Annotated in this window: 19 protein-coding genes and 1 tRNA gene; 9 read left to right on the plus strand and 11 right to left on the minus strand. The window is 69.9% G+C overall.

The features are described from left to right. Positions 1-26: 26 nt before the first annotated feature. The 3 genes from ACFE64_RS05025 to ACFE64_RS05035 are packed head-to-tail and all read right to left on the minus strand — an operon-like array spanning position 27 to position 2,534. A complete protein-coding gene (locus ACFE64_RS05025; protein WP_375391362.1) occupies positions 27-623 on the minus strand; it encodes a GNAT family N-acetyltransferase in 597 nt (198 codons plus the stop codon). Continuing rightward, the gene (locus ACFE64_RS05030; RefSeq protein ID WP_375391363.1) at positions 620-1,294 is read right to left on the minus strand and encodes an ABC transporter ATP-binding protein; all 675 of its coding nucleotides are present in this window, start codon (positions 1,292-1,294) and stop codon (positions 620-622) included. The genes ACFE64_RS05025 and ACFE64_RS05030 overlap by 4 nt, the downstream gene beginning before the upstream one ends. Continuing rightward, entirely contained in the window at positions 1,287-2,534 is a 1,248-nt protein-coding gene (locus tag ACFE64_RS05035) for a lipoprotein-releasing ABC transporter permease subunit (RefSeq protein ID WP_375391364.1), read from the minus strand. The genes ACFE64_RS05030 and ACFE64_RS05035 overlap by 8 nt, the downstream gene beginning before the upstream one ends. A gap of 384 nt (positions 2,535-2,918) precedes the next feature. Between ACFE64_RS05035 and ACFE64_RS05040 the strand changes: the two genes are divergently transcribed. Continuing rightward, positions 2,919-3,368 (plus strand): hypothetical protein, encoded by a 450-nt coding sequence (locus tag ACFE64_RS05040; protein ID WP_375391365.1) that lies wholly within the window; start codon positions 2,919-2,921, stop codon positions 3,366-3,368. Further along, entirely contained in the window at positions 3,365-4,066 is a 702-nt protein-coding gene (locus ACFE64_RS05045; protein ID WP_375391366.1) for a GIY-YIG nuclease family protein, read from the plus strand. Before ACFE64_RS05040 ends, ACFE64_RS05045 begins: the two co-directional genes overlap by 4 nt. A 30-nt stretch (positions 4,067-4,096) precedes the next feature. Here ACFE64_RS05045 and ACFE64_RS05050 read toward each other — a convergent pair. Beyond that, positions 4,097-4,171: transfer RNA gene (locus ACFE64_RS05050), tRNA-Gln, on the minus strand. A gap of 46 nt (positions 4,172-4,217) precedes the next feature. Beyond that, positions 4,218-5,312 (minus strand): branched-chain amino acid aminotransferase, encoded by a 1,095-nt coding sequence (locus ACFE64_RS05055; protein WP_375391367.1) that lies wholly within the window; start codon positions 5,310-5,312, stop codon positions 4,218-4,220. A 62-nt stretch (positions 5,313-5,374) separates the two neighbouring features. Between ACFE64_RS05055 and ACFE64_RS05060 the strand changes: the two genes are divergently transcribed. Next, complete coding sequence (locus ACFE64_RS05060; RefSeq protein ID WP_375391368.1) at positions 5,375-5,863, plus strand: MarR family winged helix-turn-helix transcriptional regulator; 489 nt, start codon at positions 5,375-5,377, stop codon at positions 5,861-5,863. A 10-nt stretch (positions 5,864-5,873) separates the two neighbouring features. Here ACFE64_RS05060 and ACFE64_RS05065 read toward each other — a convergent pair whose 3' ends face one another. From ACFE64_RS05065 to ACFE64_RS05085, 5 genes are all read right to left on the minus strand, one after another. Further along, the gene (locus ACFE64_RS05065; protein ID WP_375391369.1) at positions 5,874-6,692 is read right to left on the minus strand and encodes a pyrroline-5-carboxylate reductase family protein; all 819 of its coding nucleotides are present in this window, start codon (positions 6,690-6,692) and stop codon (positions 5,874-5,876) included. Further along, complete coding sequence (locus ACFE64_RS05070) at positions 6,689-7,192, minus strand: YbjN domain-containing protein (protein WP_375391370.1); 504 nt, start codon at positions 7,190-7,192, stop codon at positions 6,689-6,691. Before ACFE64_RS05070 ends, ACFE64_RS05065 begins: the two co-directional genes overlap by 4 nt. 88 nt (positions 7,193-7,280) lie before the next feature. Further along, on the minus strand, positions 7,281-7,544 hold the full coding sequence (locus ACFE64_RS05075; protein WP_375391371.1) for an accessory factor UbiK family protein: 264 nt from the start codon (positions 7,542-7,544) through the stop codon (positions 7,281-7,283). A gap of 19 nt (positions 7,545-7,563) precedes the next feature. After that, positions 7,564-8,115 carry a TspO/MBR family protein gene (locus tag ACFE64_RS05080; RefSeq protein ID WP_375391372.1) on the minus strand — a complete coding sequence of 184 codons (552 nt, stop codon included), beginning with the start codon at positions 8,113-8,115 and terminating at the stop codon, positions 7,564-7,566. Between the two features lie 55 nt (positions 8,116-8,170). After that, a complete protein-coding gene (locus ACFE64_RS05085) occupies positions 8,171-8,908 on the minus strand; it encodes a TlyA family RNA methyltransferase (protein ID WP_375391373.1) in 738 nt (245 codons plus the stop codon). Positions 8,909-8,948: 40 nt separating this feature from the next. Here ACFE64_RS05085 and ACFE64_RS05090 point away from each other — a divergent pair, with 40 nt between their 5' ends. Then, positions 8,949-9,170 carry an antitoxin MazE-like protein gene (locus tag ACFE64_RS05090; RefSeq protein WP_375391374.1) on the plus strand — a complete coding sequence of 74 codons (222 nt, stop codon included), beginning with the start codon at positions 8,949-8,951 and terminating at the stop codon, positions 9,168-9,170. After that, positions 9,167-9,493, plus strand: a complete 327-nt coding sequence (locus tag ACFE64_RS05095; protein WP_375391375.1) for a type II toxin-antitoxin system PemK/MazF family toxin — start codon at positions 9,167-9,169, stop codon at positions 9,491-9,493. Before ACFE64_RS05090 ends, ACFE64_RS05095 begins: the two co-directional genes overlap by 4 nt. 55 nt (positions 9,494-9,548) lie before the next feature. Here the strand turns inward: ACFE64_RS05095 and ACFE64_RS05100 are convergent, their stop codons facing one another. Next, complete coding sequence (locus ACFE64_RS05100; RefSeq protein WP_375391376.1) at positions 9,549-10,013, minus strand: Fur family transcriptional regulator; 465 nt, start codon at positions 10,011-10,013, stop codon at positions 9,549-9,551. An 85-nt stretch (positions 10,014-10,098) separates the two neighbouring features. On the opposite strand from ACFE64_RS05100, the gene ACFE64_RS05105 reads away from it, so the two are divergent. The 4 genes from ACFE64_RS05105 (at position 10,099) to rpsI (ending at position 13,198) form a co-directional block, all read left to right on the plus strand. After that, the gene (locus ACFE64_RS05105) at positions 10,099-10,947 is read left to right on the plus strand and encodes an alpha/beta hydrolase family protein (protein ID WP_375391377.1); all 849 of its coding nucleotides are present in this window, start codon (positions 10,099-10,101) and stop codon (positions 10,945-10,947) included. A 41-nt stretch (positions 10,948-10,988) separates the two neighbouring features. Then, positions 10,989-12,044, plus strand: coding sequence for a COX15/CtaA family protein (locus ACFE64_RS05110; RefSeq protein ID WP_375391378.1), 1,056 nt, complete (start codon positions 10,989-10,991; stop codon positions 12,042-12,044). A gap of 123 nt (positions 12,045-12,167) precedes the next feature. Further along, entirely contained in the window at positions 12,168-12,647 is a 480-nt protein-coding gene (gene rplM, locus ACFE64_RS05115) for a 50S ribosomal protein L13 (protein ID WP_375391379.1), read from the plus strand. Next, positions 12,647-13,198, plus strand: a complete 552-nt coding sequence (rpsI, locus tag ACFE64_RS05120) for a 30S ribosomal protein S9 (protein ID WP_375391380.1) — start codon at positions 12,647-12,649, stop codon at positions 13,196-13,198. The genes rplM and rpsI overlap by 1 nt, the downstream gene beginning before the upstream one ends. Positions 13,199-13,356 lie beyond the last annotated feature (158 nt).

A 13,356-nucleotide genomic window follows, 5' to 3' on the forward strand; every position in this document is an offset into this window, starting at 1 on the left:
CGTCAACCGCCGCGACCGCGCCGATCTCAGCGCCGGGCGGCGCGGGCGAGGCGGAAGCCCAGGTTGCGCTCCACCCCCGGCCATTCGGGCGCGATGATCGAATAGACCACGATGTCGCGCAGCCGCCCATCCGTCAGCTGGTGGTTGCGCAACACCCCGTCGCGCTTGGCGCCGAGGCGCTCGATCGCCGCCTGCGAGCGGGTGTTGAACCAGTCGGTGCGGAGCTGGACGACGTTGCAGCCCATCACCGCGAACGCGTGGCCGAGCAGCAGCAGCTTGGCCTCGGTGTTGACGCCGGTGCGCTGGACGGCGGCGGCGTAGAAGGTGCCGCCGATCTCCAGCCGGCGATGGCCCTCGTTCATCCGCATGTAGCGCGTCAGCCCGACGACGCGGCCGTCCGGCGTCTCGACCGCGAACGGCATCGCGCGGCCATGATCGCGCTCGCGGAAGATCGCGGCCATCGCGGCGTCCGGATCGGCGAAGGTGGTGACATTGGTGTAGAACAGCTCGGTCTGCGCCCCGTCCGCCGCCGCGGCGACGAGCGCGTCCCGGTCCTCCGGCGCGAGCGGGCGCAGGCGGACATGGTCCCCCACCAGCGTCGGCTGGTCGCGCCAGGGGTTCACTGCAGCTGCCCCTCGTGCAGCCGGACGACCCGGTCCATCCTGGCGGCCAGCCGCTCGTTGTGCGTGGCGATCAGCGCCGCCGAGCCTTCTTCGCGGACCAGACGGAGGAGTTCGGAGAACACCACGTTGGCGGTCGCCTCGTCGAGATTGCCGGTCGGCTCGTCGGCGAGGACCAGCGCGGGCCGGTTGGCGAGCGCGCGCGCGACGGCGACGCGCTGCTGCTCGCCGCCCGACAGCGCGGCGGGCCGGTGGGCGAGCCGATGGCCGAGGCCGAGCGCGCTCAGCAGATCGGTCGCGCGCGTGGTGGCGGCCGCGGGCGCGGCGCCGTGGATCAGCTGCGGCATGGCCACATTCTCCAGTGCGGTGAAATCGGGCAGCAGGTGGTGGAACTGGTAGACGAAGCCCAGCCGGTCGCGGCGCATCGCCGTGCGCTCCCTCGCGCTGAGCTGCGCCGCCTCGGCTCCGACGATGCGGATCGCGCCGCCGAAGCCGCCCTCGAGCAGCCCGACCGCCTGGAGCAGCGTCGACTTGCCCGATCCCGACGGCCCGAGCAGCGCGACGATCTCGCCCGGGCCGACCGCGAGATCGACGCCGCGCAGCACGTGGACCGTCTCGCTGCCCTGCACGAAGTCGCGGGACAGGCCGCGCGTCTCCAATACCGGGTTACTCATAGCGGAGCACCTGGACGGGATCGGTGCTCGCCGCCTTCCACGCCGGGTAGAGCGTCGCGAGAAAGCTGAACAGGAGCGCCATCACCACCACCACCGTCACCTCCAGCGGATTGGGCTTGGACGGCAGCTCGGTGAGATAGCGGATCGACGGGTCCCACAGATTCTGCCCGGTCACGAACCCGACGAAGTTCACAACCGCCTGGCGGTTATAGTGGAACAGCGCGCTCAGGATCAGCCCGGCGACCGTGCCGAGCACGCCGATGCTGGTGCCCACCACCACGAACACGCGCAGGATCGCCCCGCGGCTGGCGCCCATGGTGCGCAGGATGGCGATGTCGCGCGTCTTGGAGCGGGCCAGCATGATCAGCGCCGAGGCGATGTTGAACGCCGCCACCAGCATGATGATGCCGACCACGATGAACATCATCACCCGCTCGATCGCCAGCGCGTCGAACAGGCTCGCGTTCATCGAACGCCAGTCGGAGATGATCGCTTCGCCGCCCAGCTTGGGCACGAGCGGCGCCAGGATCGCGCCGACCCGGTCGGGGTCATCGGTCTGCAGCTCGATCATTCCCGCGTCATCGCCCATCAGCAGGAGCTGCTGCGCGTCCTCGATCGGCATGATGACGAACGCCTTGTCGTAATCATAGACGCCGATCTCGAAGATCGCGCCGACCGTGTAGCTGACGATCCGCGGCATCGTCCCGAACACGGACGACTGGCCCTGCGGGCTGAACAGCGAGATCTGCGAGCCCACCGTCGCGCCGAGCGACTCCGCCAGCCGCGAGCCGATCGCGATGCGGCCCGAGCCCGGGGTGATGCTGGCCAGATCGCCGTACAGCTTGCTGCGGATCGACGGGTTGGCGCGGATATCGGCGACGCGCATCCCCCGCACCAGCACCGCCTCCGCGCGGCCGTTATAGGTGGCGGCGAGCGGCTGCTCGACCAGCGGCACCGCGCTGGTGACGCCGGGCGTCCTGCGCGCCGCCGCGGCGATCTCGCGCCAGTCCGGCAGCCGGCCGCCGACGCCCTGGATCACGGCATGGCCGTTCAGGCCGACGATCTTGTCGAACAGCTCGGCGCGGAACCCGTTCATCACGCTGAGCACGATTACCAGCGCCGCCACGCCCAGCATCACCGCGCCGAGGCTGAGCCCCGCGACCAGCACGATGAAGCGCTCGCCCTTGCCCGGCAGCAGATAGCGCCGGGCGATCATCCGTTCATAGGAGGAGAGCAGCATGAGCGCCGGGGCTGTAGGGCGCGGGCGGTTCGCGCGCAACCGACCCCGGCCCTGTGACGGATTCGACACAGTGGCGGCGGATTCGCGGAACAAGCCTTTGACGGCCGGTGACAAACCGTCAGCCCCGACTTATTGGATCCGCATCGAGCACAGGCAATGGCCGTGGTTCGGGGAGCAACCGCTCCGACGCCCCGCCTCTTCCAGAGGCGCGCGGGCGCGGCGCGATCCAGTCGGGGGCTGACGAGCAATCGTCACGCAGGACGCCCGGGGCGCAACAGACGCTCCGGGCGTTTCGCGTTCTGGCGCGGGTGCGAGTTCGAGATTGGCGCAACGCGTGCCGGCGATCAAGATTCGTTTGACCGCGGGTTGGCTTGAAGAGCTTAAATGATGCACGTTGGCGTCATGTGGACGGTCCTGATTCCAGCCGTTGCCCTAATTGCAGCCTCGGCCGCAACGATTCTGCTCACCAAGCACAAGGAACGGGCTGCCGAGTGGCGGAGCAAGAAGCTCGCCTACTATGAGGAGTTCATCGGAGCCGGTAGTGGTATTGTCGGCGAAGTAGCACCTCCCGATGCCAAAATCCGGTTCGCAACGGCCGTGAACAATTTGCACCTGATCGCATCGAACGACGTACTGGCAGCTCTTCACCTGTTCTGCGACGAAATCGCCGAGTCAAACCAGCGGCGCTCCCGCAAACGGCACGACGTGCTCTGGTCGAGACTTGTTTGGGAAATCAGGCGCGACCTTGACGATCCACCAACAAAACGATCGGAGTCATTCGAGGCTCGGTTGTGGGCATCTGGCGTAGCCAATCGAATTGAGGAGCAGCCTTGAAGAGCTTTATTCTCTCGGAAATAAGGCGAATTGGTCTCGAGATCGGTGCAGCGCCGGGGCAAGCCGCCTTTGCGAACGCCACCGGGATCACCCCCGCGAAGTGGCGCGGCGTTCACTGGCTGCGTTGGAGCGACGCGCTTGAGGAAGCCGGCCTTCCAGCGAATAGCTGGAATCAGAAGCTCGACACTGAACGAATGCTTCTGGAGTTGGCCATGTTGACGCGGAGCCTTGGACGGCTTCCAACACGAAGCGAGATCAAGATGCAACGTCGGCTCGACCCAACATTTCCCAGCCACTCTACCGTCGCGAACCACTTTCCAAGCAATTCAAACCTGAATGAGGCGCTACTCAAACTGTCAAGGCGGCAAAGCGATTGGGCAGACTTGCAAGCTGTCCTTCATCAGCCGCCTGCGGCACCCGAGGGTCATAAACGTGCGGCTAAGGAAGGACTTGTCTACCTCCTCAAGTCGGGCAACCATTTCAAGGTGGGCCGCAGTGAGGATATCGAGCGCAGATTTCGTGAGGTCAAAATTGCCCTTCCCGAGGCGGTGACACTCGTTCACTCGATCCGCACAGATGACCCTTCTGGAATCGAGGCATATTGGCATCGCCGGTTCGCGGCAAAGCGGGCGAATGGCGAGTGGTTCGCGCTAAGCGCCTCTGACGTGAAAGCGTTCTGCCGGCGCACCTTCCAGTAGATGGGTGAGTTTCTGCAAATTCCGGCGAGTTGGCTGGGGCGGCAGGATTCGAACCTGCGTATGACGGTACCAAAAACCGTTGCCTTACCGCTTGGCGACGCCCCACCGGCGCGGGCGCGTCCTATCGTGCGGCGGCCCGCGACGGAAGCCTTTAGAGCGGGTGCCGCCAGCCGTGCGGGTCCGGCGCGTCGCCGCGCTGGATGGCCGACAAGCGCGCCAGCAGCCGCGCGGTCACCGGCCCGGTCTCGCCGTCGCCGATCGTGAAGGCATAATCCGGCCCGGCGACGCGGCCGATCGGGGTCAGCACCGCCGCCGTGCCGCAGGCGAACGCCTCCGCCAGCGCGCCGCTCTCGGCGTCGGCGCGCCACCGGTCGATCGCATAGGGCTCCTCGCGCACGGTCAGCTCCTCGTCGCGCGCCAGCCGGATCAGCGAGTCCCGCGTGATGCCGGGCAGGATGGTGCCGGTCAGCGGCGGCGTCTGCAGCGATCCGTCGCGATGGACGAAGAAGATGTTCATGCCGCCCAGCTCCTCCACCCAGCGCCGCTCGGCCGCGTCGAGGAACACCACCTGGTCGTGACCGCGCCGGATCGCTTCCTGCTGCGCGACCAGCGAGGTCGCGTAGTTGCCACCGCATTTCGCGGCGCCGGTGCCGCCGGCCCCCGCCCGGGTGTAATCGTGGCTGACCCACAGCGACACCCCGCGCGCGCCCCCCTTCCAATAGGGCCCCACCGCCGACGCGATCACCATGTAGAGATAGTCGGCGGACGGCCGCACGCCCAGGAACGCCTGGCTGGCGATCATGAACGGCCGCAGGTAGATCGCCCCCTCCGGCGAGGACGGCATCCAGTCGCGATCGGCGGCGACCAGCGCCTCCAGCGAGGCGACGAACAGGCGCTCGGGCAGCTCGGGCATCGCCAGGCGTCGCGCCGAGCTCTGGAACCGGCGCGCGTTCGCGTCCGGCCGGAACAGCGCCGTGCCGCCGTCGGCCTGGGGATAGGCCTTGAGCCCTTCGAAGATCTCCTGCGCATAATGCAGCACCGCGCAGGCCGGATCGACCGTGAGCGCCGCGCGCGCCGTCACCCGCGCGTCGTGCCAGCCGCGCGCGTCGCTATATTCGACCACCGCCATGTGATCGGTGAAGACGCGGCCGAAGCCCGGCTCGACCAGCTGCTCCGCGCGCAGATCGGCCGTCACGGGCGAGCCGTGCGGCTCGAACCGGAAGGGCGGCGCGACGGGGGCGTGCATGGCTGGAATCCTTGCGAAACAGGGGTTGCCGGGGACTAGGACCGCTGGCTAGACGGGTCAACATGGCTGCCGCAGCACCTTCCGCCTCCCCGCTGTTCCTCCGCGAGCCCGAGCTGCGCCGCGGGCTGGAGCTGCTGTATTTCGGCTACAGCCATCTTACCCGCTCGATCGACCGCGACCTGTCGCGGCAGGGGCTGGGGCGGGCGCATCACCGTGCGCTCTATTTCATCGGCCGCAAGCCGGACCTGACCGTCAGCGAGCTGCTGTCGCTGCTGGCGATCACCAAGCAGTCGCTCGGCCGGGTGCTGAACGACCTGTGCGAGCGCCAGCTGGTGGAGGCCCGCACCGGCGAGCGCGACCGCCGGCAGCGGCTGCTGCGGTTGACCGATCAGGGCGAGAGCCTCGAAAGCGCGTTGTTCGAGCAGGCGCGCCGCCGCATCGCCGACGCCTATGCGCGCGCGGGCCAGCACGCCGTGTCGGGCTTCTGGGCGGTGCTGGAAGGCCTGGTGCCGGAAGAGGACCGCAGCGCGATCGCGGCGCTGGGGAGCTGACGCCCGCCGGTCAATCGGCACGCGCCGCCGCCGCGATGGCCGCATTGCGCCGCGCCGCGGCGCGCAGCGTTTCCGTCAGCAGTGCGACCAGGGCGCCGTCATGGTCGAGCACGTTCAGCCCCTCGCGGGTCGAGCCCTTCGGGCTGGCGACGCGGTCGGCGAGCACGGCCGGGCTCGCGTCCGCCTGCGCCGCGAGCAGCGCCGAACCTTCCACCGTCGCCAGCGCCAGCCGCGCGGCCTGATCGGCAGGCAGGCCCAGCGCCGCGCCCGCCGCCGCCATCGCGTCGATCCAGCGGTAGAGGAAGCCGGGTCCGCTGCCCGCCAGCGCGGTGACGACGTCGAACAGCGCCTCGTCCGCGATCCACTCGACCAGCCCGAGCGGCGCCATGATCGTCTCGGCGCGCGCCGTCTCGCCGGTCCCGTGCAGCGCCACCACGCCCTTGCCGATCGCGACCGGCAGGTTGGGCATCGCGCGCACGATCGCCGGGGCGGGAAAGCGCGCGGCCAGCGTCGCCAGCTCGACGCCGGCCAGGATCGACACCAGCAGTCGCGGCGCCGCGCCGGCGAGCGGCCCGCGCGCCGCCTGCTCCAGCTGATGGGGCTTGAACCCCAACAGGATCGTGTCGAAGTCCGTCACGGGATCGGGAACCGCGGCAAGGACGCGCACCCCGTCCGGCATCGCCCGCCCGCTCGGGCTCACGACGGTCACCTGCGCCGGATCGAGCCCGCTCGCCAGCCAGCGGTGCAGCATCGCGCCGCCCATGGTGCCCGCGCCGACCAGCAGCAGCCGGCCGGCGGCCTCGCCCAGATCACCTGATGAGGCGGTCACGCCTCTCCCTGCGTGTCGACCAGCGCCGCGGCGAGCGCCTCCTTGGGCGATTTGCCCCCCCACAGCACGAACTGGAACACCGGGTAGAAGCGCTCGCATTCCTCGATCGCGCTCTCCACCAGCAGCTCGGCCTGGGCGAGCGACATCGCGCCCTCCTCCTCGGAGTCGATCATCGTGGCGTGGCGGTAGAGCAGCACGCCGGTTGACGACCACAGCTCGAAATGGCCGATCCAGAGCTGCTCGTTGACGAGCCCCATCGCCTCGTAGAGCAGGGCGCGACGGTCGTCGGGCGCCTTGATGTCGGGAAAGGCGAGGAACTGGAGGACGCTGTCATGCTCCCGCCACAACCCGCGCAACTCGTAGCTGGTCCAGCTGCCGGGGGCGGTCGCGACGATCTCGTCGTCGTGGCGCTCATGCTCCCAGCCATGGGCCGCGTAATAGGCCTCCAGCATGTCAATGGGCGCGGCGCTCTCCGCCTCGTGATCGTGGCCACTCAGCATGGTCGTCCTCCACCCCCAGGGTTCTGCCGAGCCGGACGCCCCGCCACAACCCAGGCGAACAACCTTGTGGAGAAAGCTGTGGAAAAGATCAGGCCACGTCCGCGGGGACGGTGTGCCGCCCTTCCAGCGCCTCCAGCCGCGCGCGGAGCGCATCGGCCTCCTCGCGCGCGGCGACGGCCATCGCCTTCACCGCGTCGAACTCGTCACGGGTGACGAGGTCCAGGCCGCCGATCCACTCGCGCGCGCGGGTCCGGGCGTTCGCCTCCGCCTCGCGGCCCATGCCGGCCAAGGTGCCCGCGGCGCCGTTCAGCACCCGGACGATATCGCTGATGACCCGGTTTTCGGCCTGCATGTCCAACCTCGTTCGATGTCTACAACATCTGGGACGTGCGCGGGCCGGGCGCAACCCGAGCAGCGGCCGGGTTCAGCTGGCCGATGCGCCAGGCCAGCACGCCGGCGAAGCTCACCCAGACGAGCAGCGGGACCATCAGCCACGCCGCGCCGGTCCGCACGCGACCGAACAGGATCGTCGTCGCGATGCCCCAGGCCAGGATGAAGCCGATCAGCCCCAGCGCCGCCGCGATCCGATGAGCACCGAAGAACAGGGGCTGCCACAGCGCCAGCGCCACGACCTCGATCACGAACAGCGCGACCGCCGGCCGGCGACCGCGCGCGCCGCGCGCATTCAGCACCGTTGCCGCCGCCAGCCCGAGCAGGACGTAGATGATCGTCCACGCGACCGGGAACAGCCAGTCGGGCGGGGTCAGCGGCGGCTTGGCGAGCGCGACGTACCAGGGATTGTCGCTGCCTGCCGGCACCAACCGGCCGGACGCGAACCCGATCAGCAGCACCAGCGGCACGGTGACCGCCGCCCAGCGCCCGAACGACCAGCGCAACTGCCCCCTCGACGCGAGTCCGCCCACATCCGCTCCCTTGCGACCCAAGCGTGGTGGTTCCTGCCCGATGCGGATCGCGCAATCAACCGAGCGTGGCGGCGAGCAGATACTCGACATTGCCCTCGGGCCCGGTGATCGGGCTCTGGGTGACGCCCAGCGCGCGCCAGCCCTGCGTTTCCACCCAGGCCGCGGCCGCCGCGCACGTCCGCCGTCGCACCGCCTCGTCGCGCACCACGCCGCCCTTGCCGATCTCCTCGCGCCCGGCCTCGAACTGCGGCTTCACCAGCGCGAGCAACCGCGCCGGCGCGCGCGCGAAGGTCAGTGGCCGTTCCAGCACCTTGGCCAGCCCGATGAAGCTCGCATCGCAGACGAGGAGGTCGATCGGCTCGGGGATGTGTGCGGCCGTCAGGATGCGCGCGCTGGTCTGCTCGTGGACCTGCACGCGCGGGTCCTGCCGCAGTTTCCAGGCCAGCTGGTTGGTGCCGCTGTCGACCGCATGGACGCGGGCGGCGCCGCGGCTGAGCAGCACGTCGGTAAAGCCGCCGGTCGAGCTGCCGACGTCGATCGCGACCGCGCCCGTCACGTCCCAGCCGAAATGGTCGAGCCCGTGCGCCAGCTTGACGCCGCCGCGCGACACCCAGGGATGATCCCGCCCGCGCACCGCCAGGGCGGCATCGTCGGCGATCTGCTCGCCGGGCTTGGCGACCTTGCGCTCGCCCGCGAACACCAGCCCCGCCATCACCAGCGCCTGCGCCCGTGCCCGGCTCTCGGCGAGCCCGCGCGCGACGAGAAGCTGGTCGATACGCAGTTTGGATGGCACGGACTGGACCTTTCACTGGTTGCGCGCTACCTTCTCGACCATGAACGCGCCGCCTCGCCGGGACAAGTTCAAGGCCTATCGCGCCCGTAAGAAGGCAGCCGGGCTGCGTGAACTGCGGTTCTGGGTGCCGGATATCGGCGCCCCCCATTTCCAACGAGAACTCGACGCGCAGATCGAGCGGATCAACGCCGCCGAGGACGAGCGCGACGTCCTGATCTTCTGCGAGCTGGCAGCTGCCGAGGTCTGGGCGGCGCCGGATTGAAACGGGGCGACCTGGTCACGGCGGCGCTGGCGGGAAATTACGGCAAACCGCGTCCGTGCCTGATCGTCCAGTCGGACAGGCTCGCCAAGCTGGGCAGCGTCCTGCTCTGCCCGCTGACCAGCGATCTGAGCACGGCTGGTCCGACCCGAGTCAAGATCATCGCAGACGTCGCCAACGGCCTGGCAGCCGACTCGCTGGTGATGATCGACAAGGTCACGGCCATCCCGCGAGCACGCTGTCGCGACAGGATTGGCGCGGCCGATACGACCGTCCTTAAGCAGGTGAACGGGTTGCTTTTGCTCGCGCTCGGGCTGCTCGATTGAGCTCGGTATCACCAACGGAGGTCGTCTCGAGCCCTCCGCCGCCGCCCAGGTCAGCTCACTCGCAGGCGGCGCATTTGCCGCGGACCTCGATCACGGGGCGTTCGGGGGAGAAGCCCGCCGCCTGCGCCGCGCCGCGGACGCCGCGCGCGAGCTTGTCGTCATCGAGATGCACGGTCCTGCCGCAGCCGTCGCAGACCAGGAAGATACAGTCGTGCAGGCAGTCGGGGTGGGCATTGACGACATAGGCGTTCGCGCTCTCCACCCGGCGCGCCAGGTTGGCGCCGACGAACAGGTCGAGGATGCGGTAGACGGTGTTGGCGGCGACGCGGCGCCCCTCGCGTCCGGATACGGCCTCCGCAATGTCATAGGCGCTCGCCGGATTGGCGAAGCCGGCCAGCGCCTCGAACACGCTGGCGCGCATCGCGGTCCACTGCTCGCCCGCCTTTTCCAGCGTCGCCCGCGCCGCCACCGTCAGCGCTGCGCCTTCGGGCTCGTGGTGGTCATGCGAGTGGGTGGCCATGGGCCGAGTCTAGGCCGACCCGGCCCCGATCTCAAGGACGCGGGCAGCGGTTGGCACGGGTCGCGAACCTGCTAGGCTGTCGGTGATGCGCTTCCTGCTCCTTGCCGTCGCCCTCCTCTCCTCCCCCGCCGCCGCGCAGAACCGCGCGATCGCGAGCGACCCGCCGGTCGACAAGGCGCATCCCGCCAGCATGCAGGTGCTCCATATCCCGTCGGGCGGCGTGGCGATCAACGGCGTCGCCTATCGGCCAGCGGGCGCCGGGCTCCATCCCGTGCTCGTGCTGCTCCACGGGCTGCCGGGCAACGAAAAGAACCTCGACCTCGCCCAGGCGGCGCGGCGCGCCGGCTGGATCGCGGTGACCTTCAACTATCGCGGGTCGTGGGGCAGCCCCGGCCGGTTCAGCTTCGCGCACGTGCTGGCGGACAGCGCCGCCGTGCTCGCCTTCCTGCGCGATCCCGCCCAGGCGGCGCGGCTCGGCGCCGATCCCGCGCGCATCGTGCTGGCGGGGCATAGCATGGGCGGCTGGGCGACGCTGCTCACCGCCGCGCGCGATCACGCGCTCGCCGGTGCGATCGCGATCTCCGCCGCCGACCTCGGCATGTTCGCCGGGCAGCCGCGCGCCGAGGTGACGGCGTTCATGGCGGACAACGCCGAGACCCTGGCGACCACGCCCGCCACCATGGCCGACGAGGCGATCGCGAACGGCCCGGCGATGCGGCTGGGCACGGCCGCCCCCGGGCTCGCGCGCACGCCGCTCCTTGTGCTCACCAGCGACGACGGACTCGCGCCCGCCGCGGACGCGCTGGTCGCGACGGTGCGGCGGGAGGGCAATAGCCGCGTCGCCACGCTCCACGCCGCCACCGACCATGGCTGGTCCGACCACCGCATCGCGCTGGAGAGCGCCATCCTCGACTGGCTCGACGCGCTGCGCTGACGCCGGTTGGCGGGGCGCGCCGGAGCGCCTATCTGCGGGCAATGCTTCAGCCCAGCCCCCAGTTCATGACGCGCGCGCGACCGCTCCTGGTCGCCCGCTGGCTGTTCGCGGTCGCCGGGCTGATCGTCGCGATGGTGGTCGTCGGCGGCATCACGCGGCTGACCGAATCGGGGCTGTCGATCACCGAGTGGAAGCCGATCACCGGGGTCGTCCCGCCGCTGACCCGTGCGGCGTGGGAGCACGCCTTCGACCTCTACAAGCGCATCCCCGAATACCAGGCGTTCAACCGCGGCATGACGCTCGCCGGCTTCCAGGCGATCTTCTTCTGGGAGTATCTGCACCGGCTGCTCGGCCGCGTCATCGGCCTCGCCTTCGCCGCGCCGCTCGTCTGGTTCTGGGTCCGGCGGCAGATTCCGGCGGGCTACAAGCCGCGGCTCGTCGCACTGCTCGCGCTCGGCGGTCTGCAGGGCACGATCGGCTGGTGGATGGTCGCCTCGGGCCTGTCGGTGCGCACCGACGTCAGCCACATCCGGCTGATGGTCCACCTGCTGACCGCGCTGGTCATCCTCGGCGGCATCGTCTGGACCGCGCTGGACCTCGTCCAGCTGCAGCGCCGGCCGTTCGCGCCGTCGTCCCGCTTCACCCCGCTGGCGCTGGTCGCGCTGACGCTGCTGTTCGCGCAGCTCGGCTATGGCGCGCTGACCGCGGGGCTCGATGCGGGGCACGCCTTCAACAGCTGGCCGCTGATGGGCGACACGCTGTTCCCCGCCGGCGGGCTGCCCGCCGGCGCCGGCTCGGGGGAGATGGTCAACAACCCGATCGTGGTGCAGTTCGTCCACCGCTGGCTGGCGTTCGTCGCCGCGGCCGGGCTGCTGACGCTCGCCTGGCGCGCGGCCCGGGCACGCAGCCGGGCGGGGCTGGCGGTCGCCGGACTTGTCACCCTCCAGATCGCGCTCGGCATCGCGACGCTGCTCTCGGGCGTGCGGATCGAGATCGCGGTCTGGCACCAGCTCAATGCGGCGCTGCTGCTGATCGCCGCCGTCGCCGCCGCGCACGCGATCGGACACGTCAAACCGTCGACCATCAGCCTGCGGTAGCGGGATACCCGCCGGCAAAGCGGCGCAAATGCTTGACTTGCGCGGCCGCCGTCGTCATTAGCCGCTCCGTAACGCCGCTCCCGCCGGGGGCGGCGCATGTCGTTTCACGAGAGGTCCCAGCCCATGAAGGCGCTGATGAAGACCACCCAGTCGGTCAAGCCGGCCGAGGTGGAGAAGAAGTGGCATCTGGTCGATGCCGACGGCCTGGTCGTCGGCCGCGCCGCCGTGGTGATCGCGAACGTTCTGCGCGGCAAGCACAAGACCAGCTTCACCCCGCATGTCGATTGTGGCGACAACGTCGTCGTCATCAACGCCGACAAGATCCGCTTCACGTCCAACAAGGCGCAGAAGAAGGTCTATTACAAGCACACCGGCTATGCGGGCGGGATCAAGGAGATCACCGCGGCCAAGGTCCTGGAGGGCCGCTTTCCCGAGCGCGTGCTGGAAAAGGCCGTCGAGCGCATGATCCCCCGCGGGCCGCTCGGCCGGCAGCAGATGCGCAACCTGCGCATCTTCGCGGGCACGGAGCACCCGCATAGCGCGCAGGACCCCCAGCCCCTCGACATCGCCGGCATGAGCCGGAAGAACAAGGTGACCGCCTGATGTCCGACGATCGTCAGTCCCTCTCCGATCTCAGCGCCGCGCTCCAGCAGCAGCGCGAGGTTGCGGTCACCCAGTCCGACGAGCGCGCGGACGCCGCCGATCCCGTCGGCCAGATCGACGCGCCGGTCCAGCGCGCGCCGCTGCGCGAGCAGGAGATCGACAAGCAGGGCCGCGCCTATGCCACCGGCCGCCGCAAGGACGCGGTCGCGCGCGTGTGGCTCAAGCCCGGCAGCGGCAAGATCACGATCAACGGCCGCGACCAGGGCGTCTATTTCGCGCGTCCGACGCTGCGCCTCGTCATCAACCAGGTGTTCGGTGTCACCGAGCGCGAGGGCCAGTACGACGTGATCTGCACCGTCAAGGGTGGCGGTCTCTCCGGCCAGGCCGGCGCGGTCAAGCACGGCATCAGCCAGGCGATCACCAAATACGAGCCGACGCTGCGCGCGCCGGTGAAGGCCGCGGGCTTCCTGACCCGCGACAGCCGCACGGTGGAGCGCAAGAAGTACGGCCGCGCCAAGGCCCGCCGCAGCTTCCAGTTCTCCAAGCGTTAAGCGCGCCTGTCGCAGCGTAGCTGCGACAGGACCCGTAGCGCCGGCCGGCGGGGCGGCTCGCCCGCCCCGTTCGACGTCACGGGATTTACTCCCGTGACGGCGCTGCCCAGCGTCGGCGATCGACATCGCGTACCTGCTATTTACGTGACCGCCATCGA

Origin of the sequence: uncultured Sphingomonas sp., from assembly GCF_964250165.1 — a bacterium.
Lineage (GTDB): Bacteria > Pseudomonadota > Alphaproteobacteria > Sphingomonadales > Sphingomonadaceae > Sphingomonas.

Coding starts and splice junctions, on each gene's coding strand:
- ACFE64_RS05030 (WP_375391363.1), bottom strand. CDS start 1,294: ATGAGTAACCCGGTATTGGAGACGCGCGGCCTGTCCCGCGACTTCGTG.
- ACFE64_RS05035 (WP_375391364.1), bottom strand. CDS start 2,534: ATGCTGCTCTCCTCCTATGAACGGATGATCGCCCGGCGCTATCTGCTG.
- ACFE64_RS05040 (WP_375391365.1), top strand. CDS start 2,919: ATGATGCACGTTGGCGTCATGTGGACGGTCCTGATTCCAGCCGTTGCC.
- ACFE64_RS05055 (WP_375391367.1), bottom strand. CDS start 5,312: ATGCACGCCCCCGTCGCGCCGCCCTTCCGGTTCGAGCCGCACGGCTCG.
- ACFE64_RS05060 (WP_375391368.1), top strand. CDS start 5,375: ATGGCTGCCGCAGCACCTTCCGCCTCCCCGCTGTTCCTCCGCGAGCCC.
- ACFE64_RS05070 (WP_375391370.1), bottom strand. CDS start 7,192: ATGCTGAGTGGCCACGATCACGAGGCGGAGAGCGCCGCGCCCATTGAC.
- ACFE64_RS05075 (WP_375391371.1), bottom strand. CDS start 7,544: ATGCAGGCCGAAAACCGGGTCATCAGCGATATCGTCCGGGTGCTGAAC.
- ACFE64_RS05090 (WP_375391374.1), top strand. CDS start 8,949: ATGAACGCGCCGCCTCGCCGGGACAAGTTCAAGGCCTATCGCGCCCGT.
- ACFE64_RS05100 (WP_375391376.1), bottom strand. CDS start 10,013: ATGGCCACCCACTCGCATGACCACCACGAGCCCGAAGGCGCAGCGCTG.
- ACFE64_RS05105 (WP_375391377.1), top strand. CDS start 10,099: ATGCGCTTCCTGCTCCTTGCCGTCGCCCTCCTCTCCTCCCCCGCCGCC.
- ACFE64_RS05110 (WP_375391378.1), top strand. CDS start 10,989: ATGCTTCAGCCCAGCCCCCAGTTCATGACGCGCGCGCGACCGCTCCTG.
- rplM (WP_375391379.1), top strand. CDS start 12,168: ATGAAGGCGCTGATGAAGACCACCCAGTCGGTCAAGCCGGCCGAGGTG.
- rpsI (WP_375391380.1), top strand. CDS start 12,647: ATGTCCGACGATCGTCAGTCCCTCTCCGATCTCAGCGCCGCGCTCCAG.